Raw genomic sequence first — 26,939 nt, forward strand, 5'->3', positions numbered from 1 at the left:
CTTTACAGATTACCTTCATATATGTCATTCGGTCCGCCATGATCAATTCGTCGGACCATCGCCCGTCCACGCGCGCTGGCACGCTCGCGGAAGAGCTCCGTTCGCTGGTCGGCAAACTCAAGCGCCGGTTGCGCGAGCAGGCCGGCCCTTCGGATTTGACGCCATCCCAGGTGTCGATCTTGCTGCGGCTGGAAAAGGGTGGCCCAGCCACGGTGTCGAGCCTGGCGCGATCCGAAAAGATGCGTCCGCAATCGATGAGCAGCGCGGTGGCCGCGCTTCTGACTGCGGGCCTGGTCAGTGGCGCCCCCGATCCGGAGGACGGTCGCCAGACCATTCTCTCGCTGACCAAAGCGTGCCGTGAGCGGATTCGCGTGGGTCGCGCCGCCCGTCAGGACTGGCTCTCCCGCACCATTTCGGCGCGGCTGTCACCACGGGAACAGGACGAATTGACCGCCGCCGTCTCGCTGCTCAAGCGGCTCGTCGACGACTGACTCGGGCGATCGTCGATCCACTGGCAACACGGAGCGCGCAGGCATGCACTTGCTTCATCTCGTTTCCTATTTTTGGGGCGGCGCATTTCTTGCGAACGCCATTCCACATCTCGTGAGCGGCCAGCGCGGGGAGCCGTTCCAGACCCCGTTCGCAACGCCGCGGGGCGAAGGGTTATCCTCGTCGACGATCAACGTGCTGTGGGGCTCCCTCAACGTGATCGTTGCCTATCTCCTCGTCTGCCGTGTCGGAGAGTTCGCCTTGCTGAACACCGAGGATGTCGTTGCGTTCGGGCTCGGCGCGATGCTCTTGAGCCTCTTTCTCGCGCGGCGATTCGGCCAATTCCACGGCGGCAACTCGCCGGCGGGGTCGTGAGCGTGGCGACACCCGGCACATTTCGCTCACTGCGGAACTACAATTACCGTGTCTGGGCTGCGGGCGCGCTGGTGTCCAACACCGGGACTTGGATGCAGCGTGCCGCGCAGGACTGGCTCGTTCTCACCGAGCTGACCCGGCACAACGCTTCAGCCGTGGGCATCGTGATGGCGCTCCAGTTCGGGCCGCAGCTCCTGCTGATGCCATGGACCGGTTTTGCGGCCGATCATTTCAACCAGCGACGGCTTCTGGTCGCGACCCAGGCGACGATGGGCGTGCTCGCGCTTGTCCTCGGCCTCCTCACGGTCAGCGGAATTGTGCAGCTCTGGCACGTCTATGCATTCGCCTTCCTGTTCGGCTGCGCTGCAGCCTTCGATGCCCCGGTACGCCAGACCTTCGTGGCCGAACTCGTAGGCGACGGCGAGCTTTCCAATGCGATCGCGCTGAACTCAACGTCGTTCAATGCCGCGCGGATGGTCGGACCAGCGATCGCAGGGATGGTCATCGCCTCGATCGGTACGGGCTGGGCTTTCCTGCTCAACGCCGCATCCTTCATGGCCGTGCTCTGCTCGCTCGCCTTGCTGCGCACCTCGGAGCTTCGCCCCAACGCACGGGCGCACCGGGCACCGGGCGGCATGACCGAGGGCTTTCGTTACGTCTGGTCGCGCAGCGATCTCAGGGCAATCATGATCATGCTGTTCCTGATCGGCACGTTCGGGCTGAATTTTCCGATCTTCATCTCGACCATGGCAGTCAGCGTCTTCCACACCGACGCGCGCGGCTTCGGCCTCTTGTCCTCGACGATGGCGGTCGGGACGATCTCGGGCGCGCTGTTGGCCGCAGGGCGCGCCCAGCCGCGGTTCATCTCGTTGTTGATGGGAGCCGCAACCTTTGGCGCCGGATGCACACTGGCCGCGCTCGCGCCCAGCTATTGGCTGTTTGCAGGCACCCTGGTCCTGATCGGCGTCGCCGCGCTAACGGTCACCAACACCTCCAACGCCATGATGCAACTCTCCACCGAAGCTCGCATGAGAGGACGCGTGATGGCATTGCGACTCGGCGTCGCCCTGGGCGGGACGCCGATCGGCGCACCGATCGTCGGATGGGTGGCGGACAATCTGGGCCCGCGCTGGGCGCTCGGCGTGGGTGCGGCGGCCGGCTTTGCGGCTGCGCTCGTCGCAATCCGCGCCATGTCGGCGCGCAGCGCGGAGGTTCACGGCGAATGAAACGCGTCTAGGCGATCGCAGGGCTGGTCAGTTCGTCCAGCTTCGCCTTGAGCGCAGCTCCGTCAGCCAACGCGCGCAGCGGCGGCCGTACGCGTAACCAGCCGGCGTCGCCGGTCTGCGCGGCGAGAATGGCCTTGAGCGTCGCGAGGAAGGACGGTGACTTCACCACGATGTCGACCGCAGCCTGCATGCGTGCTTCGACATCCTTGCCGTCGATCATCGCCTTGACCAGTTCCGGCGTGATGTTGGCCATGCCGCAGATGGTGCCGGCACCGCCGCCGGCGATCGCGCGCGCAATGTCGGTTTCGTTGCCGACGGTGATCGCGAGTTCGGGAGCCGCCGCGCGGAACGCCTGGAATTGCTTGAAGTCGCCGCTGGAGTCCTTCAGGCCCGCGACCACCTTGCCGTATCGCTTGCGCAAGTTCGCGGCGACCGCCGTCGGGATCGCGACGCCCGAGACTTGCGGGATATGATAGAGATAGGCGCGCAGACGATCGTCGGCGACACCGTCGATGATCGCCGCGAATGCATCCTCGATGCCTTCAGGCGTGACGCCGCGATCGAAGTAGGGCGGCAGAGCCAGCACGTGGCGCAGACCTAGGCCGAGCACGGCGCGCGTCAGCGCGATGCTGTCGCTGACAGCAGGGAAACCGCCGCCAATGCCGATGCGCTCCGCCGGCACGCCGGCCTTGAGCACGGCTTCGGTGGTCGCGACGCGTTCGGCGACATTGAAGGAGGTCCCCTCGCCGGTGGTGCCGAACAGCACGACGCCATCGACGCCCTTGCCGAAGAGGTGTTTCGCGTGACCAGCCAGCTTGGCGGCGTCCACGCTGCCATCCGTCGCCAGCGGCGTCGCCGACGCCACCCAGAACCCGCGAATCGCCTCCGTCATAGCACCACCCATGTTGCGGCTCACGAATAAGCCCCGGTCTCCAGCGAACCGAGACAGCCTATCGAGCCTTGTTTTTTGCTTTACTTTTCATCTTGTACCTTACATACAAGATCGACGCAAATCCTTTCCGCCGTCATTGCGCGCATGGAGCGCAGCCGAATTTCGAGGAGGTCTTGCATGAACATGGTGACCCCCGTCGGGCATCCGGAACCATTGCTCGTCGCCTTGCGGGACAAGCTCGGCACTGCGGCCGTGCTGACCGGCGGCGACGTGCCCGCACGCAATTGCAACGACTGGAGTGCGAGCCTGCCGCAGACGCCGCTCGCGGTGATCCGACCGCTCGACGCGCAGGGCGTTGCCGATGCGGTCCTGACCTGCCGGGAGGCGCGCTTGCCCTTCGTGCCGCAGGGCGGCCTGACCGGGCTCTGCCGCGGCGCCGCGCCCGAGGCGGGCTGGGTCGCGATCTCGCTGGAGCGCATGACCGGCATCGAGGAGATCGATCGCGCCTCGATGACGATGACGGTCAAAGCCGGTACGCCGCTGGAGACGATCCAGAAGGCCGCGGACGAAGCCGGCTTCTTCTTTCCGCTCGATCTCGGCTCGCGCGGCTCCTGCGCGATCGGCGGCAATCTCTCCACCAATGCCGGCGGCAACCGCGTGATCCGCTACGGCATGACGCGCGAGCTGGTGCTCGGCCTCGAAGTCGTACTGCCTGACGGCACCATCATCACCGCCCTCAACAAGCTGATGAAGAACAACGCCGGCTACGATCTGAAGCATCTCTTCATCGGTTCGGAAGGCACGCTCGGCATCATCACCCGCGTGGTGCTAAAACTGTTTCCGAAGCCGCGCTCGACCATGGCCGCGCTCTGCGCGCTGAAGGATTATGCGGCGGTGATCGACCTGCTCGGTGCCGCCCGCAGCGGGCTGGGTCCGCTGCTGTCGGCGTTCGAGGTGATGTGGCCGGACTATTGGGACGTGATCACCGCGCGCGCCGGCGTGAAGCCGCCGGTCGCCGCCGGCCAGGGTCTCTACGTGCTGGTCGAGGCACAGGGCACCGACGAGAGCGTCGATGCGCCGCGTTTCCAGGCCTGGCTCGAAGAGCTGATGGAGCGCGGGCTGCTCGCTGACGCCGCGGTGGCGCAATCGCTGGCGCAGGCGCAGGCGTTCTGGCGCGTGCGTGACATCTGCGCCGAGTTCGGCCAGGTGCTGGGACCGCACATTTCCTATGACATCGGCCTTGCGGTGGCGCGGATGGACGAGTTCGCCACGCGCTGCAAGGCGGCGCTCGCTGATGGCATCAAGGGCTGCGAGAGCGTCTATTACGGCCATATCGGCGACGGCAATCTGCACCTCGTCTCCTGGGTCACGGGCCTATCGGTCGAGCAGCAGCCCAAGGAGGAGATGGACGCGATCATCTATGGCCTCGTGCGCGAGCTGGGCGGCAGCGTCTCGGCCGAGCACGGCATCGGCACACTGAAGAAGAAGTGGCTTGGACATGCCCGCAGCGAGCCCGAGATCGCCTTGATGCGGACGTTGAAGGCCGCGCTCGATCCCGACCATCTGCTCAACCCCGGCAAGGTGATCTGAGGGCATCCATGCGATCGCTGAAGCTCGATGCGCCGAAATCGCTGTCGCAGCGGGTGATGCTGCGGCTGCGGCAGGCCATCATCGACGGCGAGTTCGCGCTGGGCGCCGCCATCTCCGAGGAGATGGTGGCCAATTCCTTCGGCGTCAGCCGCACGCCCGTGCGCGAGGCGATGGGCCAATTGCAGGCACAGGGGCTCGTGGTGATCCGGCCGCAGGTCGGCAGTTTCGTGTTCACGCCCAGCGCCGAGGACATCGCCGCGCTGTGTACGTTTCGTATTGCGCTCGAACCCAAGGCGGCGGAGCTCGCCTTTCGCCACGACCGCGACGGCACGATCGCGACGCTGAGCGGAGCGATCGCGGCGATGGAGCCGGCGGTCGAGGCCAAGGACAACATCGCCTACGGCCGTGCCGACGCAGCCTTTCACGAGGGCCTGTTCGCGCATTGCGGCAATCGCTATCTCGCCGAATCCTACCAGCTCGTCTCGGGGCGCGTGGCGGCACTGCGTACCAATCTGACCTCCCCGATCGACGTGCGTACCCGTTCGTCGTTCGACGAGCATCGCAAGCTGCTCGATTTGTTTGCGCGCGGCGAGTTTGCGGCATTCGAAGCGGCGATGACCACACACATCACCAATTCAGGCGTTGTGTACGCCAAGGCCTTGAAGGTGGACACGCTGAAGGTCGACTAGCGGCTCTACCGCGCGTCTCTCGATCCCGGCCTGTCCAGAAAATCCAGCGCGGTATTGATCTGCTCGAGCTGGTGCTCGATCTTGTCGCGGTCCTCGACAGACTGCGCCCTCTCGAGCTCTTGCACCAGCTTCTGCTTTCGCAGCAGCAGATTCTCAATGACTGTACTCACCGCTCCCCCAATCGCCCGAGGCGAATATCGAGGCCATCCGGATCCTGGGCACCGGCGCGCGCAAGCCGGTCCGCCACGATCCCTGAGGTCAGAATGTGCGCCGTTGCGGATGGTTCCTGGAATTGCACAGCGGCACCTCCGACGGAAGAAGCCGGGAAGCAGGGGGCCGAGGTCCGGTAGGCGTTTGCGGACCCAGATGCGCCCGAACGACTACGGAACATCGATCTTTCACGCGCCCGTTGGTTGAATTCGAGCGGCCGGAGTCCTATGCCTTGGCCCCATGGACACCCAGATCATCACCGCCGAAAAGCCCCTGATGGCCCAGGCGCGCCCGCGCAAGCCGGCGCCGTTTCTCCCGATGAGCCGCGCCGAGATGGATGCGCTCGGCTGGGATGCATGCGACATCGTGCTGGTGACCGGGGACGCCTATGTCGACCATCCGAGCTTCGGCATGGCCATCATCGGCCGGCTGCTGGAGGCGCAGGGCTTCCGGGTCGGCATCATCGCGCAGCCGGACTGGCAATCTGCCGAGCCGTTCAAGGCGCTGGGCAAGCCGAAGGTGTTCTTCGGCGTCACCGGCGGCAACATGGACTCCATGGTGAACCGCTACACCGCCGACCGGCGCATCCGCAGCGACGACGCCTACACGGCCGGCGGCGAAGGCGGGAAGCGCCCGGACCGCTCGACCGTCGTCTACGCCCAGCGCTGCCGCGAGGCGTTCAAGGACGTGCCGATCGTGCTCGGCGGCATCGAGGCCTCGCTGCGCCGGATCGCGCATTACGACTACTGGTCGGACAAGGTGCGCCGCTCGGTGCTGGCCGACGCCAAGGCGGACCTGCTGCTCTACGGCAATGCCGAACGCGCCGTCGTCGAGGTCGCGCATCGTCTCGCCGCCGGCGAAGCGCCGCGCGAGCTCGACGACATCAGGGGCGTCGCGCTGTTCCGCCGCGTGCCCGAAGACTATGCGGAGCTGCACGCCGACGATCTCGATTCCGCCGACGAGGGCGCAACGCGCCAGAAGGGCCCGACCGTGATCCGCCTGCCGGCGCTGGAGCAGGTCGAGCAGGACAAGGAAGCCTATGCGCGTGCGTCACGCGTGCTGCATCGTGAGAGCAATCCCGGCAATGCGCGCCCGCTGGTGCAGCGCCATGGCGACCGCGACCTCTGGCTCAACCCGCCGCCGATCCCGCTCACCAGCGAGGAGATGGACGCGGTCTACGATCTGCCTTACGCACGCGCGCCGCATCCGTCCTATGGCGAGGCAAAAATCCCTGCCTGGGACATGATCAAGTTCTCGGTGACGATCATGCGCGGCTGCTTCGGCGGCTGCACCTTCTGCTCGATCACCGAGCACGAGGGGCGCATCATCCAGAACCGCTCGGAAGGCTCGATCCTGCGCGAGATCGAAAAGATCCGCGACAAGACGCCGGGCTTCACCGGCGTGATCTCCGACATCGGCGGTCCCACCGCCAACATGTACCGGATGGCATGCAAGGACCCGAAGGTCGAGGCGGCATGCCGGCGGCCGTCCTGCGTCTTCCCCGAAATCTGCCCGAACCTGAACACCTCGCATGACGATCTCATCAGGCTCTATCGCAAGGTGCGCGAGACCAAGGGCATCAAGAAGGTGATGGTCGCCTCGGGCGTGCGCTACGACCTCGCGGTCGAGAGCCCCGAATACATCAAGGAGCTCGTCACCCATCACGTCGGCGGCTACCTCAAGATCGCGCCAGAGCATACGGAGCGCGGCCCGCTCGACAAGATGATGAAGCCGGGCATCGGCGCGTACAACAAGTTCAAGCGGATGTTCGACGAAGCAGCCGAGCGCGCCGGCAAGAAATACTATCTGATTCCCTATTTCATCGCGGCGCATCCGGGCACGACCGACGAGGACATGATGAACCTCGCGCTGTGGCTGAAGAAGAACCGCTATCGCGCGGATCAAGTGCAGACCTTCCTGCCCTCGCCGATGGCGACGGCGACCGCGATGTACCACACCGGCGTCAATCCCTTGCGGGGCGTGCGTCACGGCGGCAGCGACAAGGTCGAGGCGATCAAGGGCCTGCGCCAGCGCCGCCTGCACAAGGCGTTCCTGCGCTACCACGACCCTGATAATTGGCCTGTTCTGCGCGAGGCCCTGATCGAGATGGGCCGCCGCGACCTGATCGGCTCGCAGCCGCACCAGTTGGTCCCAGCGCACCAGCCGCCCGGCACCGGCAAGGCCGCCGGCACCAGGCGTCCCATTCGCCCCGGCGGCAAGACGCAGAAGTTCACGACCAAGGGTCTGCGGGTGATGAAGTAGCTGGCGGCTTGTCTGCTACAACGCGAGCACGACCGCCCCTGACACGGCATCCGTGACGCCGCGCCCTTGGCCCTGGTCCTCCAGCGTCGACCTGAAGCTGTCGAGTGTCTTGATCATCGCGGGTCGTGCCGCGACCATCGCGTCCTGGCTGGCCCATGCGCCGATCAGGCAGAAGGTCTGCTCGCCGGTCTTGATGATGACGCCATGCTCGAGGCCCGGCCATTTCGCCTTGCCGCCCCGGTGCGCGTCGAGGAAGGCGGCCTCCTCACCGGACTTCACCTTGAACTTCACCACATTGTAAACCTGCATGGGGTGCCTCCTGAAAATGGACTGATGAAAAGGCGAACGTCGGACCGGGTCCCGTTCGGCCCTGATATTTTTGCACCCCTCAGGCAAAAAGTCGAAAACAACCCCATGCACAGTAGCCGGCAATAGCGAAATCAAGGGCTTGAAGCGCAGCGAGGCCAGGGATGAATCGTCATCGCGCTCGAGCCGGTCGCCAAACCGCAATTTTCCGAAAAACCGCAATTTGCTTGACCCGTCGAGCAAAACAGGTGCAAGATGACATCATCGGAGCACGCGGGCTTTCCCAGCCACATCGTCCGTCTCACCTGAATGTCAGCAGACGAACCGCTCCCCACCATCCATAGATAACCCATGAAGAAAATCGGATTCCTGTCCTTCGGGCACTGGACACCCTCGCCGCAATCGCAGACGCGCTCGGCGGCCGACACGCTGCTGCAATCGATCGAGCTTGCAGTCGCGGCCGAGCAGCTTGGCGCCGACGGCGCTTACTACCGCGTGCATCATTTCGCGCGGCAGCTGGCTTCGCCCTTCCCGCTGCTCGCCGCGGTCGGCGCGAGGACGAGCAAGATCGAGATCGGCACCGCCGTGATCGACATGCGCTACGAGAACCCGCTCTACATGGTGGAGGATGCGAGCTCCGCCGACCTGATCGCCGGCGGGCGGCTTCAGCTCGGCATCAGCCGCGGCTCGCCCGAGCAGGTGATCGACGGCTGGCGCTATTTCGGTCACCGGCCGGCCGAAGGCCAGACCGACGCCGACATGGGCCGGCGCCACGCGGAAGTCTTGCTCGATTTGCTCCGCGGCGAAGGCTTTGCCGAGCCCAATCCGCAGCCGATGTTTCCGAACCCGCCGGGGCTGTTGCGCCTGGAGCCACACGCCGCGGGCTTGCGCGAACGCATCTGGTGGGGCGCCGGCTCGAATGCCACGGCGGTGTGGGCCGCCAAGCTCGGCATGAATTTGCAGAGCTCGACGCTGAAGAACGACGAGACCGGCGAAGCCTTTCATGTGCAGCAGGCCGCCCAGATCCGCGCCTATCGCGCGGCGTGGAAAGAAGCCGGCCACGTCAGGGAGCCCCGCGTCTCGGTCAGCCGCAGCATTTTTGCGCTGATGGATGATCGCGACCGCGCCTATTTCGGCGGCGAGCGCGGCGACGAGGACCAGATCGGATTCATCGATCCCCGCACCCGCGCGATCTTCGGCCGCTCCTATGCCGCCGAGCCCGACATGCTGATCGAGCAGCTCAAGCAGGACGAGGCGATCGCGGAAGCGGATACGCTGTTGCTGACGATCCCGAACCAGCTCGGCGTCGACTACTGCGCGCATGCGATCGAGGCGATCCTGAAGCACGTCGCGCCGGCGCTGGGGTGGCGGTAACGGTTAAGATGGCGCCGCCACGCGTCAGATCCTTCGCGGCGGCAGGGGAATGATCATCGATACGCGCTTCCGGTACTCGATATAGGCTTCGCCGTGGAAAGCGACGAGATCACGCTCTTCCAACAAGATGCCGATGAAAATATAGCCGGTCGTCGCGATGGCAAACAGCAAATGTCCAGCCGTCATGACCGGTGCAGCCCAGAACGCCAGCAGGAAGCCGAGATAGATCGGGTGACGCACCGATCTGTAGAACAGCGGCATCCGGAAGGTCGGCGAGTCCGCAACCTTGCCCTGCCAATGCGCAAAGACCTGCCGAAGCCCGAACAGGTCGAAATGGCTGATCATGAACGTACTCAGCAAGACGATCGCCCACCCGAGCCAGAAGATGAATTCCAGAATTGCTTTGCCGGCAGGATTGCTCACCGACCAGACGATGTCTGTCAGTGGACGCCATTGCCAGTAGAGGAGCATGAGCGCGAGGCTCGAGAGAAGAACGTATGTGCTGCGTTCGATCGATTTAGGAATGATACTCGTCCACCAACGCTTGAAACCTTGTCTCGCCATGACGCTGTGCTGAACCGCGAACAGCCCCAGCAGCACGGTATTCACAATCAGCGCATCCACCGCGAGGCCCGAAGGCCCCGCGCCGTCGATCGATTTTGGCACGATGAAATTGCCGACGAACCCAATCGCATAGAGAAAGGCGAGCAAGAATACGACGTAGCAGACCACTCCATAAACCAGCGCAGCCATGAGACCCTCCTTACACCCGACTAGATGAGTTCGGACAACATGCGCGCGGCGCGCGCGGCGCCGTCGGCCTCGACCGGCCGAAAGCGGCTACGTGCCGTCAAGGCACCGACCATTGCATCGGCGATTACATCAGGTGTCGACGTCGCATAGTCCATGCGTTGGCCGGCTTGGTAACGATCGAGGCGATGGGCGACGTGAAAATTCTGCTCAAAATGGTTTCGCAGCGGAAAATACAGGAACGGCGTGCCCGCTGCCGTCAGCTCCATGCAGGTGGTCAGCCCGCCCTGCACTATGGCCAGATCGCAAGCCGCGAGATGACGATCGAGATCGGACACGAATGAACGCACCTCGACGCCAGGCGGCGCTTTGACGGACGCTGGATCGATACGCGGACCGGCGACGACGATCACCCGGAGGCCTGAAATTCGAGATTGCGCCAGATGGTAGCTTTCAAGGATACGTTTGATCAGGTGAGTGCCGACGCCGGAACCACCGACGGTGACGATGCAAACTCGTTCACCTTGCCGATAGCCGAGGCCTTCGCGCAGGTCACTACGCGCTCCGAAGGTTTGCGGATGCTCGCCGATGACATATCCGGAGAAGTCGAAATGCCTGGGCACCCAGTCCTTCATATCCGGAAGATCACGACCGAAGGAACGGCCAATGACGTCCTCGCAGTCACCCACGAAGATGGCGCGATCGCGAACGTCGGGATTGCGCTCTACGTGCCCGATCATCTCGGCGTTGTAGTCGCTGGCGAGATACGCCTCGTGCTCGCCGCCATCCGGCATCGGCAGGAAGCCGACGAAATCCGTGAGCCAGGCCAGCTTTGCTTTCTTCAGCTCCGGATGCTCATGCCAGTAATGATCGATGTCCCATGCCTCGTCGGCGACGACCAGCTCGTAGTCGCCACCTCCGACCGCATCCTGGAACACCATGAAATTTGCGGCCAGCACTTCATCCATCCGGCGGATCGCCTGAAACGCATTCAGGTCGTGCTCGCCTGATTCGAGCTCGATATGCCGTGTCTCGCTCGCGAGCCGCGAGCTCAGGGGATGGGTGTTCTCGCCGCTTGCCGCCAGCAACCGCGTGACCGGGTCTTGCGCCAGCCAATCGATCTGCAGATCGGGGTGCAGCTTGCGGAGCTCTCGGGCAATCGCGATGTCGCGCCGTCCATGACCAAGACCGATGGGAGAAGACAGATAGAGAACCCGCTTTGTCCTGCCTCGCGCAGGTGATTGTTGCCTGGTCTCACGACCGCCAAGTTCGCGGTCGAGAAAGTCCGTGATCGCAGTGTTGCATTTGGCGGGGTAACGAACGAGCGGGTTGTGGCCGCACCCCGGCAGCACGAGAAGCTCTGCCCGGGCGAGTTCAGCAACGACCTTGGCACGAGCCAAGGGCTGAATCCGATCGTCGTCACCGTGGATCATCAGCGTCGGACACCGGACGCTGCGATACATCGCCTCGCCAATATCAACGCTCGGCGGGATCATGCGCGCCTCGACCGTCTTGGCGAGAATCGCGCCGGTCGTGTCGCCGGCCCATGCGATTCCGTCCTCGATCTGCTTGGTGGAATGAGGCTCGGAGAAGATGTGATTGATGAAATGGCTGGCGAAGTCCGGATAGTCCGAGAGCCAATAGTCCCTGTTGTATTTGTTCCAGCCTTCGAAATTGTCCTGCTTCGACAGGAAGTGCTGCGGGCTCATGTACGGATAGCCCGGACCGACAATCGCCGCGGTCCCCGCGAGGACGGCCGCCTTGACCCGCGCGTGATGGTAGGCCGCCAGAACACATGCGAGGATCGTCGAGGCGGAGAGACCCAGCACGATGGCTTCACGTGTATCGGTTGCATCCAGCACGGCAAGGGCGTCGGCAACCTGATTGTCGAGCGAGTAGGCGGCCACCTCATCGGGCCGGTCCGACTTGCCGTTGCCACGACCATCATAGGCGATGCAGCGGAAGCGTTCGCTGAAATAGGGCAGCTGCGCCTTGTAAACGCGCGAATGGACGATCTGCCATGCTGGCAGGAACACCATCGTTTGCGGACCGCTGCCATAGACCTCATAGGCGAGCTTCACGCCATCACGCTCAACGATGCCTTCTTGCTCCGGTAATTTTGCGCGCATGGTCTTGCCCCTCCCGAGCTACGCGATCAAAAATCAAATCACCCGCTTGCGCCCCTTCGTTGCAGCGTCTTCGGCCATACGAATGAGATCGCCGAAACGGCGAAGCGCCCGGCGCACTGGAACGCCCTGCGACTCGAGACCCAGGAGATACAAGCTCTCCCCGCCCATGAAGGCATGGCTCACGAGCGTCGCAATATCCTCGGGCGTGAATGGGCCGAGGCCACCAAAGCTCTGTTCGGCCCGCTGCGCGAGGCCAGTGAGGAGACCGATCCATCCCATGATGCCGGCGCGGATGACCTCGGCCACCGGGGCGTCCGCCCAACTGGCAGCTATCAATTCTTGCAGGACACGCACATAGCCCGAGGCGATGTCCTCATCGAAATAGTCGCAGGCGCGGTCCCATTGCTCCGAAAGCTTGAGCGAAGGGTCGTTGAACATCGCGTGCTGCCGGTCGAGCAACTGGGCGTTCAGATGCTCGAACAGCGCCACCACCATCCCGTGCTTCGAACCGAAGTGATAGTGGATCTGACTGAGCGGCACGCCCGCCGCTTCCGCAACATCGCGGGTCGAGAGACCAGCATAGCCTTTCTGGCGAAGCACCGCTTTCGCAGCCTCCAGGAGCGCCGTCCTGGGATCCGCCTTCCTTGAAACCACTTCTGCAACGCGCCCGCTCACAAGATAATTCTAATTCGGTCGACCGACCGAAGTCAAGAGCCCGACCATGCGAGGCGCCATCGGAAGGCCGTGCTACCTCACCCCGCCTTCAGGCTCGCGTCGATCAGCAGCTTCGCGGCCGCCAGCGCCGACTGCGCGGGGCCGTCTTCGGATTGCTGGCCGGTGACGTAGATGCCTTCGATCAGGAGCAGCAGCGCATCGCCGAGCACGTTGGGCTGGCGCGCGCCCATTTGTGCGGCGAGCTCGCGCAGGCGCTTGCGGAAGACCTTCTTGTGCGCTTCGGCGACCTGGCGCGCGGGATTGTCGCGGGAGGGATATTCCACCGCGGCGTTGCTGAGGCCGCACCCGCGGTAGCCCCTGGCGACGGCGCGCGGCGCGAGCTGGCCGATATAGGCGAGCACGTGATCGCGCGCATTGCCGTAGGTCTTGCCGCCGGGACGCTCGAAATTGTCCCAGAAGTTCAGGTCGTAGTCGCGCAGATAGGCCGCGGCGAGATCGTCCTTGGAGGCGAAGCTGCGATAGAGGCTGGGCTTTGTCACGCCGGCGCGGTCCACCACTTCGTCGACGCCGACGGCGCGGATGCCCTCGCGGTAGAACAGCTCGCTGGCGGAGGCCCTGATCCGGTCGGCCGCCCGGAGCGGCGCGGCTGCTGGCTTTTCGGCTTTTTTCGTCATCTGGCTTGGTCCGATCTCAGACACGGCTTGACAATGTTACTGACCGATACGTATTGGTATCGCATCGCAATACGTACCGGTAAGTAACATGCCCCAAACTTCGATTCAATCCTCCCCCGTCTCGCGGCGGCCGTTCGGCCCGAACTACGCCTTCGTGGTCATTGCCGTGATCTTCCTGGCGCTGCTGGCCTCCGCCGGCCTGCGCGCGACGCCCGGCGTGCTGATGCTGCCGCTGCAGAAGGCCTTCGGTTGGGACGTCAGCGTGATCTCGTCGTCGGCCGCCGTCGGCATCTTCCTCTACGGCCTCGCCGGACCCTTTGCGGCGGCGGTGATGCAGCGCTTCGGCATCCGTCGCACCGTGCTCGGCGCCTTGACGCTGATGTCGGCCTCGACGGCGGCGAGCTATTTCATGACGACGCCGTGGCAATTGTTCCTGACCTGGGGACTGCTCTCGGGCATCGGCTCCGGTGCGGTCGCCAACGTGCTCGGAGCCACCATCGTCAATCGCTGGTTCACCACCAATCGCGGCCTCGTCATGGGACTTTTGACCGCGAGCACCGCCACCGGCACGCTGATCTTCATGCCTGGGCTTGCCTCGCTGGTCGAATATGGCGGCTGGAAACCGGTGGTGCTGACGGTCGCCGCCTGCTGCGCGGCGCTGATCCCGCTGGTTTATTTTCTGGTGCCGGAGCGCCCCTCGGCGATCGGCCTGCGCTCCTATGGCAGCACACATGACGATCAGCCGGCGGTGCCGGCGCAGGGCAATCCGTTCGTTGCTGCGATCAGCAATTTAGTGCGCGCGGCGAAGACGCCGACATTCTGGTTCCTGTTCGCGACCTTCTTCATCTGCGGCTTCACCACCAACGGCCTCGTCGGCACCCATCTGATCGCATTCTGCGGCGACCACGGCATCTTCGAGGTGCAGGCCGCGAGCCTGCTGGCGTTGATGGGCTTCTTCGACCTGTTCGGGACCACGCTGTCGGGCTGGCTCACCGACCGCTTCGATCCGCGCAAGTTGCTGTTCTTCTACTACGGGCTGCGCGGGCTGTCGCTGATCTACCTGCCCTACTCCGACTTCTCCTTCGTCAGCCTGTCGGTCTTCGCGGTGTTCTACGGTCTCGACTGGATCGCGACGGTGCCGCCGACCGTGCGCATCGCCAACGAAGCCTTCGGCGACAAGAACGCGCCGCTGATCTTCGGCTGGGTGGTCGCCGGCCATCAGCTGGGCGCGGCCAGCGCCGCCTTCTTCGCCGGCTTCATGCGCTCGTCGCAGGGGAATTATCTGCAAGCCTTCATGATCGCAGGCGCGACCGGCATCGTCGCGGCCGTGCTGTCGCTGATGATCGGCCGGCGGCCGGTGCAGCCACAACTCGCGACGGCGTGAACGAGGGTGAGACCGGCGGGGATGCGCCGGTCTCACCACGCGACTCTCGCGCCTTGCAAATATCTCAAAAATGAGATATCTACGGTATTGTGCCCTGGCGAGTTGACATCCTCAACGAAACGGTTGTCGCGGAGATAGCTGCCCTGCCGGCCGACATGCAGGCGCGCTTCTGCGGCTTGCTGAGCGCATTGCCTCGACCGGCTTGGAAAGCCTGGGCGAACCGCACGTCAAGCACCTTGAAGGGAAGCTGTGGGAGCTACGGCTAACAGGGCGCGACGGAATTGCCCGTGCCCTCTACGTCACCGCGATCGGTCGGAGAGTTGTCGTCGTGCGCGCGCTTGTGAAGAAGACGCAAAAGACCCCACGCGCGGAGATCGAACTCGCTCTACGGAGAGCAAATGAGATCGCATGACGATGGTGTTCGAGTAACTGTCGACCTTGTCCTGCGCAATTGAAAAGAAAGTCCCATGACGATTCCATTCGACAAGCTCAAGGCTCGCCTTCTGGCCAACCCGAAGGTCAAGGCCGAGTATGACGCGCTCGCTCCTGAATTCGAGATCGCCGCTGAATTGCTGAGAGCGCGCTTGCGGGCTGGGTTCTCGCAGTCCGAGTTGGCTGTGCGAATGGGCACCAGCCAGTCCACGATCGCCCGGCTTGAAAGCGGGCAAACGCTACCGAGCACAAAAACACTTCTGCGATATGCCGAGGCAACCGGCAGCAAGTTCCGGGTACGACTCTCGGCGGCTTGATGCCGCCACCGGATCGACGGGAGCGCTGCCGAATTGGCGATTGATTCCGTTAAGGAATTTGAAATATTGTCGTGGCGACGCGAGCGGTTCGAAGGCTTGCGCGGGAGCTGAGAGTTCGCGTTGCGTCCAGCTCCATCTCGACCAACCGAAACAATCTGTGGCGGCCCCGGCGGATGAGCGATTCCCTTCTTGCAACGGTCGGTGACCATTTCTTCATTGGCCTGCGGCCGACCAGCGTCCTCGATGACCGTGACCGCGCACTGCTGCGGGATCTCCGGCCCGCCGGCGTCATCCTCTACAAGAGCAATTTCCGCCACGACCTGCCCTATCGTGACTGGCTGTCTGTTCACCGCGACCTGATCGCCGCGATCCGCGATGCCTCGCAGCGCGACAGGCAGTTCATCGCCATCGATCACGAAGGCGGACGCGTGTGCCGCACGCCGCCGCCGATCACGCGCTTTTCCTATGCGGCGCGCTGGGCTTCGACCGCGGAGCAGGTCGGCGACGCCATGGGCGTCGAGCTCGCCTCGCTCGGCTGCAATCTGAACTTTGCACCGGTGCTCGACATTCACTCTAACCCCGCCAACCCCGTGATCGGCGAGCGCGCCTTCGGCCGCACCGCCGACGACGTGATCAAGGCGATGCTGCCGTTCGCCAAGGCGATGGAGCGCCGCGGCGTCCGGGCCTGCGGCAAGCATTTTCCGGGGCATGGCGACACGCAGGTGGATTCGCATCACGAACTGCCGGTGCTCGATCTCGACCTCGACCAGATCAAGTCGCGCGAGCTAAAGCCGTTCGCCGCCGCGATCGATGGCGGGATCGGGATGATGATGACGTCCCACATTCTCTACCGGAAGCTCGACCCTGACGATCCCGTGACGTTGTCGCGGCCGATCACGCAGGGTCTGCTCCGCGAGGCGATGAAGTTCGACGGCGTCATCGTGTCCGACGACGTCGGCATGCGCGCCATGGCGGGCCGGCTCGACGCACCTGACGCCGGCGCGCGCTTCATGGCGGCCGGCAACGACATGCTGATGATCTGCTCGCATCTGACCGACACCGAACGCGCCCGCTTCCTCGCCCGGTCGATCATCAACGGCGTCGACGCGGGCAAGCTCGACCCTGCGGTGCTGAAGGCATCAGCTGGGCGCGTCCACGCGATGCTCGATCGCACCGCGCAGAACGCGGTGACCGAGCTGTCAGGCGACGTATTCGCCCGTCATCGTAGCGCCGGCACCCAGTTCGACGCGGCGACCGTCGAAGTCGTCTAGAGCTGCCCCGGGTCCGGCCCGGGCCTCGAGATCCGCCGGCCACCCGGCATCGGACATATAGAATTCGTTAACGCAGCAGCCCTAGCTTTTGAGCACCAGGGCAAGATCGCGACATGCTGCCGGACCGTCGATGAGAGAAGACCATGCCGCCTCGGCTTTGCCGGACGAGGTTCGCGTACGACTCTATGATCAGGCCCTCAATGCCGCCCGCATCGGCGCCTGGGAATGTGAACTCGAGACGGAGCGCCTGAGCTGGACTCAGGGCGTCTACGATATCTTCGGCTATCCCGCGAACAACCCGCTGCGGCGCGCGAACATCGTCGATCTCTACCTCGACGAATCCCGGCGCAGCATGGAACTCGCGCGCGCCGAGGTGATCCGGAGCGGTTCGCCGGTCACGCTCGATACCGAGATCAGAACCTGGCGCGGCGAAAAGCGCTGGATGCGCCTCTCGATCAACGCGGTGCGAGACGGCGGAAGGCCGCTGCGGATCTTCGGCTCCAAGCAGGACATCACGTCCGACCGACAGGCCCTCGATAGCCTTCGGCAGCAAGCCGAGACCGATCCATTGACCGGGCTCGCCAATCGTTCCGTCTTTCAGGCCCACTATCGCGAGGTCGTCAACGACAGCCTGAATCATGGCTTCGCGTCGGCGCTCGTTCTGATCGACCTCGACGGCTTCAAGGAGCTCAACGATACATCCGGTCATCTGGCCGGGGACGCATGCCTGTGCGAGGTCGCGCAGCGCTTGCGGCGAGCCTTCCACAATGCCGGCCTGGTCGGGCGGCTCGGCGGCGACGAATTCGCGATCATCCTGCGCGCTCCGACAGACCCTGCGCGGATCGCACGCGTGCTGCAAAAGACCGTGATGATGCTGAGCCGTCCGCTGTTCTGGAACGGTCTTCGCCTCGAAGTCAGCGCCTCGATCGGAGCTGCCCTGATCGGCCGCCCGCACCGCCGGCGCATCGTCGAATTGTTCGCGGAAGCCGACATCGCGCTCTATGACGCCAAGGCCGCCGGCCGCAACCGGGTCCATCTGATCGGGGATGAGAAGCGTGGCCTGGCGGCTTAAGCAGGTTGAAATGGCGCGCCCGGAACGATTCGAACGTCCGACCCTCAGATTCGTAGTCTGATCTTCTCGTTGATTTTCTTGCACATTTTTGCAAACCGACGTTGTTTTGCGCTCCGCGATATCAATAGTTTACCAGCGTTTTGCAAACCGCTTGGGCGAGCCCGCTCGGCGCCGTTGACCCGCGCGCCGGCGCCGGACAACTCGGGCAGCACCATGCCGCCGAATTGGAAGCTACTGCCGATCGCGAGCTTTCGGGAGGCGCACATCACCCTGGCGAACGCTCTGTGGTCCGGCCGGCGCTCTAGGGGCTCAAACGCGCCAGCGCCTCGTGGTCCTCTTCTGAAAACGGGTCCACGAACAGCGAAACGACCAGCACCTGAGGCACGTCGCGGTCCGACGTTTTCAGCTCGGCGATTTCCCGACGCATGGCCGAATTCTTCGCGTCAAAATCGGCCACGGCGGTCTCACTTGGAACTGCCAGTACGACCACGTCGTATAGCCAAGCCAGTCCATATGCGCGCCCAACCCAGTCGGCGCTCTTCGTGATGTAGTTCTTTGCGTTCGTGTACGGCCCGACAATCAACACTGCTATGCTTGTCGGCTCTCCGTCCTTGGTGGCGAGGACAAAGTCGACGGAAACGCCACCTGGCGACTTGAGACCTTTCCCGACAACGGAGACGGGCCTGCCTATCAAAAGCTTAACCGCCTCGACGATGCCCGGCTCCGCAGCCGCTGCGTACTCTCGCTCAAAGGCCAAGCCAGTTCGGCCATAAAAGCCCTTTGGCCGGCGGGCTTGCATTTCGTCGGTGATCGAGCGGACGGTGCCAACTCCGCGGGACCACTTCTCGACCGCCTCCCGTGCACCGGTTCGGTCGAAGGCATACCATCTCGCTATCACCTCAACGATCGACAGCGGCGCGTCCGCCAAGTGGGCGTGTAGCACGGGTTCGGGGTCGGCCAAGCTCCGCCAAAACTCGTATGCAAAAATGGAGCGACGAAGAGCCGTAGTATCCTTGTGCTCTTTGAGCTGGAGGGCGATGCGCTGCATCTCCTTCTCCCTCTCTCCGTGCGGTACGGTGCTTAAGCTGTCCAGTGCCGCCCGGGCGTCATCCTTCCAGTCGCGTCGCAAGTTCGGGCCCTCGGTCAGTCGTTAACTATTGGCATCGCCGCGGCCTTGCAGGATGGCATGGCCGCCAGTATAACCTAGAACAGGTTACAATCCACTCCTTAACGCTCTTTGGAGGCCCCGGCCGACCTTAAATCGCGCCCTGTTTGTAACCTAAATTAGGTTATATTGGAGCTTTAAATGCGAGCGCTGATCATCGATCCCTTCAGGAAGGAAGTCCGGGAGTTCGAAATCGAGAAAAGCCTCTCCGCGTACCAGGCCGCGGTCGGCGGATTCATCGAGTTCGCTGCCTTCATCGATCGGCGGGACGTCCTGTACGTGGCGGACCTCGCCAAATGGCCCGAGCGCTTTCTCATTGGCGGGCAGCGCAGCTACTCGGGCTGCGGGCTGGTGATTGGTGCGACCCGCGACGGCGACGCTGCCCCCGCCAAAGTGTCGGCAGACGCTCTTCGCGGCGTGGTCCGCTTTCCCTAACCCAGGCAGGAATGCGCGGTGACGCGGAAGGTTAGGACCGGGACGGTTGAACGACGCGCTCTCACCAGACTCGAGGCGGCGGAAATGGCCGCGTTGTCGCCGGCCGCCTTCGACAAGGCCAGGCGCGACGGTCTCTACCCGCAACCGACGTTGCCGGGTGGCCGGTACGATGTGGAATTGATGCACTTGGCCATGAACCGCGCCAGCGGATTGGACCAGGATCGGCAATCGCCATCAGCCCTCGAAACGTGGAGGGCGAACCGCCGTGCGCGTAAGACTTAAAGGGATCAACACCGTCAAGAAGCGTCTCGCTGACGGCTCGACGAAGACCTACCGTTACCATCGGGCCACCGGTAAACTCTTGCAGGGTGAGCCTGGATCGCCGGAATTCATCGAGTCATATGGCTCTGCGGCGCGAGGCCAAAAGCGACCGCAAAGTGTCTCGTCAGATACCTTCGCGGCGATGGTCGTCAAATACAAGGACTCGGAAGTCTTCAAGCTCCTCGCCGATCGTACGCAAAGCGAATACGCGCGTCTTCTCAAGGCGGTCGAAGGCGAGTTTGGAACGCTGCCTTCCTCGGCCTTGAACGACCCCGAAGTCTTGGGTGACTTTCTCGAATACCAAGATGCTGTTGCCAAGGCCTCCGGCGCTCGCGAGGCGGACAATCGTCTCGCCGCGACGAGCGCGATGCTTACTTGGGCAAAAGACAGGAAATACATCAGGTTCAATCATCTGCGCGGCTTCAAGCGTTTGCACTACGCCGATCGAAGCGAAATCCTCTGGTTGCCCGAACACGTCCTGGCGTTCATGGACAAGGCGGAGCCGGAACTGCAGCCAGCCTTGATTCTCGCGGCTCACACTGCTCTGCGCGAAAGCGACCTTCTCGGGTTGAAATGGACCGCCTACCGCGACGGTTGCCTTGTCGTCAGAATTAGCAAGTCGCGTCGCAACAGAGGCAACGGCCGTCTGGTCGATATTCCTTGCACTAAGAGTCTTCGCCAGATGCTCGACAAGATGCCGCGCACGTCAGAATACATCCTGACGACACGGACCAATCGCCGCTTCAAGATCCGTTACTTCAGCCGACTCTGGCACGAGACGATGGTGGCGGCGGGAATCGACAAGATCAAACTCGAAGGCGTGGAAGAGCCGGTCTCGCTTCACTTCAACGATCTGCGTGGCACAGCCATCACGCTGCTGTCGGAGGCCGGCTGCACTCCCCAGGAAATCGCGACCATCACGGGCCATTCGCTGAAGTACGTGAATCATATTCTGGAGAAGTATCTCGCGCGGACCAAAGGTCTGGCCCGGAAGGCTATCGAAAAATTCGAGTCTTCGCCGAGCGCCCAGTTCATGCACGACCTAAGGACTACGGCAAGCGGATGAGGCCTTCCGAAGCACCGACTGTGCCCCGGACATCGATCTCCTAGGCCGACTTCCGCCGTTGGCGGTGGCGGGCTTCTTCGCCGCGGCTCCCCTCGCAGCGCGGGTTCAAATGTGCCTCGCCTCAGACCGCCCTTGTCGGCGCGCGGGCCATTTAGGAGCGCCCGCGGTATTTCGCGGGCGATCCACCGTCCGAAGCCGATCCAGGCTTCTGAGGCGCGTTTCTGCCGACGACAGCGGCCATCTTTCCATTTGCTCCACCGTCGGCGTGCGCCTGAGAGGATGGCTGACAAGATCCTGTTGATCCATGTCAGTCAGAAGTCAGCTACCAACCGCCATATTGGCGCGCACCAAGAACGGCGAGACTGAGCGACCAACGTCAGAGTTCGCGAATTGGCAAGAGTGCAGGCAATGAAGGAATCGCTGGCAAGAGTTGCGACCGGCGCAACGCTCAGAGCAGGTCTGATAGGCGCAGCGATGACTGCGATGCTGGTCGCGTTCTGCACCTCGCCAGCTTCAGCCCTGAGCGACGAAGACTGGGATACCTGCGCACGTCCCGAGCTATCGTCTGATCGCCCCATCCGGGGATGCACAGCGGTCATCGCCGCAGGCGAGAGGATTCTCGCCCAATTGGTCGCGGCTTACAACAATCGGGGGCTTGCGTTCAGGGCGAATGGAGATCTGGACCGTGCCATAGAGGACTACGATCAGGCCATTCGCCTCATGCCCGACCACTATGTTGCCATCAACAATCGGGGCGTGGCGTTGATGGCCAAGGGCGAGTTAGACCGCGCGATCACCGATTTTGATCACGCGATTCGACTGAAAGCGGACTACCTCGCAGCCTTTGGTGCTCGAGCAGCGGCTTATGGCCGCAAAGGCCTATTCGACCGTGCCATCGCCGATCTCGACGTCGTGATCAAAGCAGATCCGAAAAATCAGGCTCTGATCCGCGAGCGCGGTACGGTTAAGTCGAAAATGGGCGACGGGGTCGGTGCGGAAGCGGATTTTCGCCAAGCAGATGCCCTTGGCGCCGGCACCACCGCCCCAGTTCGCCCGAAGTGACGTCCGCCCGGATCTGACAAGAAAGGTCGAAAGACCGGCAAGCTTCACGTATAGGGGACGTCGATCACGCCAAATTCCGAGACCGGCACGATCCAATAGACGATCCTTGATCCAAGGAAGGCTGCCTTCAGTCGTTCGAGCAACTCAGCCGCGGCTTGTCTCTCAAGGATCATTCGCACCATCAACTCGTCCGCATGTCCTTTGACCCGCTCGGCTGATGTCTGCAATCGAACATCGGGACCGTGTCCCGCAGCGTCCGATGCGGTGAAACCGGAAACGAGATCGCGCTGTTCGCTGAGATAGTCGAACAACTCGTCGCGGAGCGATTGGGCAGCAATCAGCGTCAGGCAGACGAATCCGGCACTCATTTGGCCCCCTTCACGATGCCGCCAAACCGGCGATAGAGGATCGGCAGAAGGATCAGTGTCAAAGCGGTCGAGGAGACCAGGCCGCCAATCACCACGATTGCGAGCGGGCGCTGGATCTCCGATCCCGGACCAGTCGCAAACAGCAGCGGAATCAAGCCCAAGGCCGTGATGCTCGCCGTCATCAGGACCGGCCTGAGCCTGCGCTGGGCGCCGTCAATGACAATGCGCCCTTCCGGCACGCCGTGAGCGCGCAGTTGGTTGAAATAGGAGACCAGAACGACACCGTTGAGCACCGCGATTCCGAGCAGCGCAATGAACCCGACCGACGCCGGAACCGAGAGATACTCACCGGCGAACACCAAGGCAAAGACGCCGCCAATCACGGCGAACGGGATATTGACCAGGACTAACAGCGCTTGCCGGATCGAGCCGAAGGTCGTGAACAGCAGCACAAAGATCAGCCCAATCGCCACTGGCACCACGATCGAGAGGCGCGCGGCCGCACGTTGCTGATTCTCGAACTGACCGCCCCAGGTTAGCCTGTACCCCCCAGGCAAGGGCAATTCCGTGGCGACCTTCTGCCGGGCAGCCTCAACGAAGCCGACCATGTCGCGACCGCGAACGTTGGCTCGTACAACGCTCATCCTATTCCCGTTCTCGCGATTGACCACAACGGGACCGTCGACCCGTTGAATGCGGGCGACTTGCGAGAGCGCCACGTGCTGACCCGAGGCAAGGGTTAGCGGCAGACTGGCCAGCAACGTCGGCGCCTCGCGCGTCGTTTCACTGCCGCGAACGAGGATGGGGGTACGGCGCCCCTCTTCCAGCACAGTGCCGACGGTGCGTCCCTCGATCTGGGTGCGCAACGAATTGGAGATGGCATCCACCGTCAGGCCGAGCCGTCCCGCCTCCATCCGATTAACGGCGACCGTGTAATATTGGGCACCCTCATTGATGGTGGTGTAGACATCCTCGGCGCCGTCGATGCTGGACAAGATGGCGGACAGCTTGCTCGCAATCTCATTGAGCTTTGCGATATCAGGTCCAAAGATCTTCACCGCGACATCGCCGCGCACGCCGCTGATCATCTCCTGCACGCGCATGTCGATCGGCTGTGTAAAGCTGAGCGATAGTCCCGGGAAATTGCCGAGCACCTGCCGCAGCTCTTCAATCAGGGCAGATTTGTCGATTGTCTTCCGCTCTTCCGCCGGCTTCAGAACCAGGAATGTGTCAGTCTGATTGGGCCCCATCGGGTCAAGCCCGAGCTCGTCGGACCCAGTCCGGGCCACGATACTCTTGACGTCAGGGACCTTCGCGAGAATGGCCGATTGAAGTCTGGCATTGATCGCGATCATTTCATCGAGATTGATCGATGGCAGCGCCTCGACGCTGACGATCGTGTCACCTTCGTCCATCGTCGGCATAAACGTCTTGCCGAGCTGGGTATATGCATATCCGGCAGCGACAAGGGCCGCGACTGCCGCGATGACTACCTTGCGCTCGTTTTTCAGCGCCCACGCAAGTGCGGGCGCATAGAGCCGAGACGCAAGTCGGATCAACCACGGTTCTTGATGCGACGTCGCTTTGAGGAGAAATGACGTTGCTACGGGAATGACCGTGAGCGCCAAGAGCAGCGAGCCGCCGAGCGCAAAGATGATCGCGAGCGCCACAGGAATGAATAACTTCCCTTCAAGCCCCTCCAGCGTCAGCAGCGGCACGAATACCATCATGATAATCAGCACGCCCGAGGCGACCGGCTGGAGTACCTCGGAGACAGAGCGGTAGATGATATGAACTAGCGGCGCGGCCTTTCCCTGCGGTTCCTTACTCAGATTTCCGACGACGTTCTCGACAACCACCACCAGGGCGTCGATCAGCATGCCGATGGCGATCGCAAGGCCGCCCAGGCTCATCAGGTTTGCCGACATGCCGACCATTCGCATGACAATAAGGGCGATCACGATCGCGAGCGGCAGGCTTAGGGCGATCACCAGGGAGGCGCGCCAGTTGCCGAGAAATAGCAGGAGGAGGACGACGACAAGGACGGTTGCTTCGCCAAGTGCGCGGATAACGGTGCCAACCGCGCGGTCAACCAGCCGGCCACGGTCGTAAAATACTTGGATACTCACACTTTGAGGGAGTGATTGCTTAATCTCGTCGAGGCGAGCCTGCACATCGGCCACGAGTTGACGCGCATTGGCGCCTCGCAGACCAAGCACGAGGCCTTCTACCGTTTCACCGTGGCCATCCGCAGTGACAGCACCGTACCGTGTCAGCGCGCCCAATTGGACACGGGCAATGTCCTTGACCCGGATCGGAACCCCATCTTTGGTATCGACGACGATTTGCCTGATGTCGTCGATGGTCCGAATGCTGCCTTCGATACGCACAAGAGCGCTGTCTTCGCCCTGATTGACACGGCCTGCGCCGTCATTGCGGCTGTTCGTCTCGATCGCCCGCCGAAACATCTCGTAGGAAATGCCGCGGGCTGCAAGCGCATCGCTTAGCGGGACGATGTCAAAAGCCCGGACATAACCTCCGAGCGCATTGACGTCGGCCACTCCTGGCACAGTCCGTAGCGCCGGGCGGATCACCCAATCGAGCAGACTCCGCCGCTCGGCCAGCGAAAGTTCCGCACTTTCGATGGTGAACATGAACATTTCGCCGAGCGGGCTGGTGATCGGGGCGAGCCCACCTGCTACCCCATCTGGCAAGTCACGGGTGATGTTGGCCAAGCGTTCGGACACTTGGTTGCGTGCCCAGTAGATGTCGGTGCCATCCTCAAAATCGACCGTGACGTCGGCGAGCGCGTATTTGGTGGTGGAGCGCAGGATCTTCTTGTTTGGCAACCCAAGCAGCTCAAGTTCGATCGGCACGGTGACCCGCTGTTCCACCTCCTCCGGGGTGAGACCCGGCGCCTTCATGATGACCTTGACTTGGACGGGCGAAACATCCGGAAAGGCGTCGATGGGCAGGCTAGGCAACATAACCAGTCCGGCGCCGATCAATAGGAGCACGCCAAGAGCCACGAACAGCCGCTGAGAAAGCGCAAAGGCGACAAGTCGTTCGAGCACTAGCCTGCTCCCAGCTTCAGCAGGATACCGCGGAGCGCGGAGATACCGCTGACGGCAACTTCGTCGTTGTCCGTGATGGCGCCAGAGATCACGACATGATCTTGGTCCTCCTCAAGCAGCGTGACCGGCACCAGGCGGAAGCCGCCCTTCATTGCCACGAATACAGAAGCTTGCTCGCCGCGGCGGAATAGCGCGCTGTAAGGGAGTTCCCAAGCGTTCTCCCGTTTAGAGGCAAAGGAGATGCGAGCCGCAGCAGTTTGACCAGGCCGCAAATCGCCCGAATTTGGTAACTCCGCCCGGACCAGCACGGTTTGCGTAGCCGGATCGGTCGTTTCAGAAACCAGCACCACCTGGCCTGGAGTTTCGTAGCCGTCGACCTCGACCCTCGCGCCTTGTCGAATGGCCTTGATGTTCGATGCCGGAACCGCGATCTCGACCCATAGTGGAGAAAGCTGTGCGATCTTGATCAATGGCGCCGACTGCTCCACGCGTTGGCCGGGAGAAACGGCAATATCGATCACCGTCGCCGGCCGCGGAGCGGCAACCGTAAGGGTCGCGCTGATCGCGGCTTCGTTGGTCAGTCTTGAGATTGTCTCATCTGAGAGGCCACTGAGACGAAGCATCTGACGGCGCTCCGCGACCGCAATGCTCGCCTGCCGTGCCTCCGCCTGGCTCGCCTCAAGAACACGCTGTGCTACCGCATTGCCTTGGAAGAGCTGGGTGTTGCGGTTGAGTTGCTGTGTAACCAGGACTTCCTGCGCCACGGCATGCAGATAGTCGCGCTGCTGCGACACGAAGCCCTGGCTCTCCATGATGGCGAGCGGCTGCCCAGCGGCGACGCGGTCCCCTCGCGCCACCGAAAGATTGGTGACCATGCCAGCCACGGGAGCGCTAACGACCCACAATTGCGGTGTGGGAACGACGATTTGGGCTGGATAAGGAAGTGTCTTGTCGGTTGGACTCGCAACAGGATGAACGACACGAACTCCCAAGCTTGTTGCCTGCTCAGGGCTGAGTTTCACTCCATCCTCGGCCATCGACATAGAAGGCACAGCCAGAAACGCCGCTACCATCAGGGTGCGGGTGCCGATGCTCCATAAGCGCGCTGTTAAACTCCGATGCATTGCCAAGATCCCATTGCAGCGATCGAGACCGGAGATTTGGCCGTTGGACCAACTATTCTCCAATCTGCATGTCAAAGGGTTGATATTCATCAACTGCCTCGCCGGTCGCTGTTTGAACAATAAGGCACCCTCACTGACCGGAAGCTGTTGAGCCATGTCAGCAAATTGTCAGGTCCAATCGGCGATAGAGACCGGCTATGAAGCCGA

Annotated in this window: 26 protein-coding genes and 1 tRNA gene; 15 read left to right on the top strand and 12 right to left on the bottom strand. The window is 62.9% G+C overall.

The window, feature by feature from the left end; genetic code table 11:
- Positions 1-38 precede the first annotated feature (38 nt).
- The 3 genes from QY049_RS28135 to QY049_RS28145 are packed head-to-tail and all read left to right on the top strand — an operon-like array spanning position 39 to position 2,090.
- Positions 39-491 (top strand): MarR family winged helix-turn-helix transcriptional regulator, encoded by a 453-nt coding sequence (locus QY049_RS28135; RefSeq protein WP_194479321.1) that lies wholly within the window; start codon positions 39-41, stop codon positions 489-491.
- A 43-nt stretch (positions 492-534) separates the two neighbouring features.
- The gene (locus QY049_RS28140) at positions 535-864 is read left to right on the top strand and encodes a hypothetical protein (RefSeq protein WP_258764878.1); all 330 of its coding nucleotides are present in this window, start codon (positions 535-537) and stop codon (positions 862-864) included.
- On the top strand, positions 861-2,090 hold the full coding sequence (locus QY049_RS28145; protein ID WP_194479319.1) for an MFS transporter: 1,230 nt from the start codon (positions 861-863) through the stop codon (positions 2,088-2,090). The genes QY049_RS28140 and QY049_RS28145 overlap by 4 nt, the downstream gene beginning before the upstream one ends.
- 7 nt (positions 2,091-2,097) lie before the next feature.
- Here QY049_RS28145 and QY049_RS28150 read toward each other — a convergent pair whose 3' ends face one another.
- Positions 2,098-2,982 carry a dihydrodipicolinate synthase family protein gene (locus QY049_RS28150; RefSeq protein ID WP_194479318.1) on the bottom strand — a complete coding sequence of 295 codons (885 nt, stop codon included), beginning with the start codon at positions 2,980-2,982 and terminating at the stop codon, positions 2,098-2,100.
- A 177-nt stretch (positions 2,983-3,159) separates the two neighbouring features.
- Here QY049_RS28150 and QY049_RS28155 point away from each other — a divergent pair, with 177 nt between their 5' ends.
- Both QY049_RS28155 and QY049_RS28160 read left to right on the top strand, forming a co-directional pair.
- Positions 3,160-4,572, top strand: coding sequence for an FAD-binding oxidoreductase (locus QY049_RS28155; RefSeq protein WP_258764877.1), 1,413 nt, complete (start codon positions 3,160-3,162; stop codon positions 4,570-4,572).
- Between the two features lie 8 nt (positions 4,573-4,580).
- Positions 4,581-5,261: a GntR family transcriptional regulator gene (locus QY049_RS28160; protein ID WP_194479316.1), complete on the top strand. Its 681-nt coding sequence runs from the start codon at positions 4,581-4,583 to the stop codon at positions 5,259-5,261.
- Between the two features lie 5 nt (positions 5,262-5,266).
- Here the strand turns inward: QY049_RS28160 and QY049_RS28165 are convergent, their stop codons facing one another.
- Positions 5,267-5,431 carry a hypothetical protein gene (locus QY049_RS28165; RefSeq protein WP_194479315.1) on the bottom strand — a complete coding sequence of 55 codons (165 nt, stop codon included), beginning with the start codon at positions 5,429-5,431 and terminating at the stop codon, positions 5,267-5,269.
- Between the two features lie 280 nt (positions 5,432-5,711).
- Between QY049_RS28165 and QY049_RS28170 the strand changes: the two genes are divergently transcribed.
- Positions 5,712-7,733: a YgiQ family radical SAM protein gene (locus QY049_RS28170; protein ID WP_258764876.1), complete on the top strand. Its 2,022-nt coding sequence runs from the start codon at positions 5,712-5,714 to the stop codon at positions 7,731-7,733.
- Between the two features lie 15 nt (positions 7,734-7,748).
- Here QY049_RS28170 and QY049_RS28175 read toward each other — a convergent pair whose 3' ends face one another.
- Positions 7,749-8,042 (bottom strand): DUF718 domain-containing protein, encoded by a 294-nt coding sequence (locus QY049_RS28175; RefSeq protein ID WP_258764875.1) that lies wholly within the window; start codon positions 8,040-8,042, stop codon positions 7,749-7,751.
- 348 nt (positions 8,043-8,390) lie between these two features.
- Here QY049_RS28175 and QY049_RS28180 point away from each other — a divergent pair, with 348 nt between their 5' ends.
- Complete coding sequence (locus QY049_RS28180) at positions 8,391-9,413, top strand: LLM class flavin-dependent oxidoreductase (protein ID WP_258764874.1); 1,023 nt, start codon at positions 8,391-8,393, stop codon at positions 9,411-9,413.
- A gap of 24 nt (positions 9,414-9,437) precedes the next feature.
- Here QY049_RS28180 and mddA read toward each other — a convergent pair whose 3' ends face one another.
- From mddA to QY049_RS28200, 4 genes are all read right to left on the bottom strand, one after another.
- A complete protein-coding gene (gene mddA / locus QY049_RS28185) occupies positions 9,438-10,166 on the bottom strand; it encodes a methanethiol S-methyltransferase (protein WP_258764871.1) in 729 nt (242 codons plus the stop codon).
- Positions 10,167-10,186: 20 nt separating this feature from the next.
- Positions 10,187-12,292, bottom strand: a complete 2,106-nt coding sequence (locus tag QY049_RS28190; RefSeq protein WP_258764870.1) for an alpha/beta hydrolase — start codon at positions 12,290-12,292, stop codon at positions 10,187-10,189.
- Positions 12,293-12,325: 33 nt separating this feature from the next.
- A complete protein-coding gene (locus QY049_RS28195; protein ID WP_258764869.1) occupies positions 12,326-12,967 on the bottom strand; it encodes a TetR/AcrR family transcriptional regulator in 642 nt (213 codons plus the stop codon).
- A gap of 77 nt (positions 12,968-13,044) precedes the next feature.
- A complete protein-coding gene (locus QY049_RS28200) occupies positions 13,045-13,641 on the bottom strand; it encodes a TetR/AcrR family transcriptional regulator (protein ID WP_194479311.1) in 597 nt (198 codons plus the stop codon).
- 88 nt (positions 13,642-13,729) lie between these two features.
- Between QY049_RS28200 and QY049_RS28205 the strand changes: the two genes are divergently transcribed.
- The 5 genes from QY049_RS28205 to QY049_RS28225 all read left to right on the top strand — a co-directional run bounded on the left by QY049_RS28205 (position 13,730) and on the right by QY049_RS28225 (position 18,117).
- Entirely contained in the window at positions 13,730-15,025 is a 1,296-nt protein-coding gene (locus QY049_RS28205) for an MFS transporter (protein WP_258764868.1), read from the top strand.
- 202 nt (positions 15,026-15,227) lie between these two features.
- The gene (locus tag QY049_RS28210; RefSeq protein WP_258764867.1) at positions 15,228-15,437 is read left to right on the top strand and encodes a type II toxin-antitoxin system RelE/ParE family toxin; all 210 of its coding nucleotides are present in this window, start codon (positions 15,228-15,230) and stop codon (positions 15,435-15,437) included.
- 55 nt (positions 15,438-15,492) lie between these two features.
- A complete protein-coding gene (locus tag QY049_RS28215; protein WP_194479308.1) occupies positions 15,493-15,774 on the top strand; it encodes a helix-turn-helix domain-containing protein in 282 nt (93 codons plus the stop codon).
- 173 nt (positions 15,775-15,947) lie between these two features.
- Entirely contained in the window at positions 15,948-17,045 is a 1,098-nt protein-coding gene (locus QY049_RS28220; RefSeq protein ID WP_258764866.1) for a glycoside hydrolase family 3 N-terminal domain-containing protein, read from the top strand.
- Positions 17,046-17,175: 130 nt separating this feature from the next.
- On the top strand, positions 17,176-18,117 hold the full coding sequence (locus QY049_RS28225; protein ID WP_258764865.1) for a sensor domain-containing diguanylate cyclase: 942 nt from the start codon (positions 17,176-17,178) through the stop codon (positions 18,115-18,117).
- 11 nt (positions 18,118-18,128) lie between these two features.
- On the opposite strand, the gene QY049_RS28230 is transcribed toward QY049_RS28225, so the two are convergent.
- Together QY049_RS28230 and QY049_RS28235 are read right to left on the bottom strand one after the other, a co-directional pair.
- Positions 18,129-18,268: transfer RNA gene (locus QY049_RS28230), tRNA-Ser, on the bottom strand.
- A gap of 150 nt (positions 18,269-18,418) precedes the next feature.
- The gene (locus tag QY049_RS28235; RefSeq protein ID WP_301270225.1) at positions 18,419-19,165 is read right to left on the bottom strand and encodes a hypothetical protein; all 747 of its coding nucleotides are present in this window, start codon (positions 19,163-19,165) and stop codon (positions 18,419-18,421) included.
- Positions 19,166-19,423: 258 nt separating this feature from the next.
- On the opposite strand from QY049_RS28235, the gene QY049_RS28240 reads away from it, so the two are divergent.
- The 3 genes from QY049_RS28240 (at position 19,424) to QY049_RS28250 (ending at position 22,166) form a co-directional block, all read left to right on the top strand.
- Positions 19,424-19,717 (top strand): hypothetical protein, encoded by a 294-nt coding sequence (locus QY049_RS28240; RefSeq protein WP_301270226.1) that lies wholly within the window; start codon positions 19,424-19,426, stop codon positions 19,715-19,717.
- Between the two features lie 265 nt (positions 19,718-19,982).
- Entirely contained in the window at positions 19,983-21,104 is a 1,122-nt protein-coding gene (locus QY049_RS28245; protein ID WP_301270227.1) for a tyrosine-type recombinase/integrase, read from the top strand.
- 408 nt (positions 21,105-21,512) lie between these two features.
- Positions 21,513-22,166, top strand: coding sequence for a tetratricopeptide repeat protein (locus QY049_RS28250; protein WP_301270228.1), 654 nt, complete (start codon positions 21,513-21,515; stop codon positions 22,164-22,166).
- Between the two features lie 44 nt (positions 22,167-22,210).
- Here QY049_RS28250 and QY049_RS28255 read toward each other — a convergent pair whose 3' ends face one another.
- From QY049_RS28255 to QY049_RS28265, 3 genes are read right to left on the bottom strand one after another with little or no spacing between them, the layout of a single operon-like run.
- Complete coding sequence (locus QY049_RS28255; RefSeq protein ID WP_301270229.1) at positions 22,211-22,534, bottom strand: DUF3240 family protein; 324 nt, start codon at positions 22,532-22,534, stop codon at positions 22,211-22,213.
- Positions 22,531-25,608 (bottom strand): efflux RND transporter permease subunit, encoded by a 3,078-nt coding sequence (locus QY049_RS28260; protein WP_301270230.1) that lies wholly within the window; start codon positions 25,606-25,608, stop codon positions 22,531-22,533. Before QY049_RS28260 ends, QY049_RS28255 begins: the two co-directional genes overlap by 4 nt.
- On the bottom strand, positions 25,608-26,681 hold the full coding sequence (locus QY049_RS28265; RefSeq protein WP_301270361.1) for an efflux RND transporter periplasmic adaptor subunit: 1,074 nt from the start codon (positions 26,679-26,681) through the stop codon (positions 25,608-25,610). Before QY049_RS28265 ends, QY049_RS28260 begins: the two co-directional genes overlap by 1 nt.
- Positions 26,682-26,939: the final 258 nt, after the last annotated feature.

Origin of the sequence: Bradyrhizobium sp. WYCCWR 13022, from assembly GCF_030435535.1 — a bacterium.
Classification (GTDB): Bacteria; Pseudomonadota; Alphaproteobacteria; order Rhizobiales; family Xanthobacteraceae; genus Bradyrhizobium.

Coding starts and splice junctions, on each gene's coding strand:
- mddA (WP_258764871.1), bottom strand. CDS start 10,166: ATGGCTGCGCTGGTTTATGGAGTGGTCTGCTACGTCGTATTCTTGCTC.
- QY049_RS28150 (WP_194479318.1), bottom strand. CDS start 2,982: ATGACGGAGGCGATTCGCGGGTTCTGGGTGGCGTCGGCGACGCCGCTG.
- QY049_RS28205 (WP_258764868.1), top strand. CDS start 13,730: ATGCCCCAAACTTCGATTCAATCCTCCCCCGTCTCGCGGCGGCCGTTC.
- QY049_RS28155 (WP_258764877.1), top strand. CDS start 3,160: ATGAACATGGTGACCCCCGTCGGGCATCCGGAACCATTGCTCGTCGCC.
- QY049_RS28220 (WP_258764866.1), top strand. CDS start 15,948: ATGAGCGATTCCCTTCTTGCAACGGTCGGTGACCATTTCTTCATTGGC.
- QY049_RS28200 (WP_194479311.1), bottom strand. CDS start 13,641: ATGACGAAAAAAGCCGAAAAGCCAGCAGCCGCGCCGCTCCGGGCGGCC.
- QY049_RS28250 (WP_301270228.1), top strand. CDS start 21,513: ATGAAGGAATCGCTGGCAAGAGTTGCGACCGGCGCAACGCTCAGAGCA.
- QY049_RS28180 (WP_258764874.1), top strand. CDS start 8,391: ATGAAGAAAATCGGATTCCTGTCCTTCGGGCACTGGACACCCTCGCCG.
- QY049_RS28225 (WP_258764865.1), top strand. CDS start 17,176: ATGAGAGAAGACCATGCCGCCTCGGCTTTGCCGGACGAGGTTCGCGTA.
- QY049_RS28265 (WP_301270361.1), bottom strand. CDS start 26,681: ATGGTAGCGGCGTTTCTGGCTGTGCCTTCTATGTCGATGGCCGAGGAT.
- QY049_RS28240 (WP_301270226.1), top strand. CDS start 19,424: ATGCGAGCGCTGATCATCGATCCCTTCAGGAAGGAAGTCCGGGAGTTC.
- QY049_RS28175 (WP_258764875.1), bottom strand. CDS start 8,042: ATGCAGGTTTACAATGTGGTGAAGTTCAAGGTGAAGTCCGGTGAGGAG.
- QY049_RS28255 (WP_301270229.1), bottom strand. CDS start 22,534: ATGAGTGCCGGATTCGTCTGCCTGACGCTGATTGCTGCCCAATCGCTC.
- QY049_RS28140 (WP_258764878.1), top strand. CDS start 535: ATGCACTTGCTTCATCTCGTTTCCTATTTTTGGGGCGGCGCATTTCTT.
- QY049_RS28170 (WP_258764876.1), top strand. CDS start 5,712: ATGGACACCCAGATCATCACCGCCGAAAAGCCCCTGATGGCCCAGGCG.
- QY049_RS28235 (WP_301270225.1), bottom strand. CDS start 19,165: ATGCAGCGCATCGCCCTCCAGCTCAAAGAGCACAAGGATACTACGGCT.
- QY049_RS28190 (WP_258764870.1), bottom strand. CDS start 12,292: ATGCGCGCAAAATTACCGGAGCAAGAAGGCATCGTTGAGCGTGATGGC.
- QY049_RS28160 (WP_194479316.1), top strand. CDS start 4,581: ATGCGATCGCTGAAGCTCGATGCGCCGAAATCGCTGTCGCAGCGGGTG.
- QY049_RS28215 (WP_194479308.1), top strand. CDS start 15,493: ATGACGATTCCATTCGACAAGCTCAAGGCTCGCCTTCTGGCCAACCCG.
- QY049_RS28135 (WP_194479321.1), top strand. CDS start 39: ATGATCAATTCGTCGGACCATCGCCCGTCCACGCGCGCTGGCACGCTC.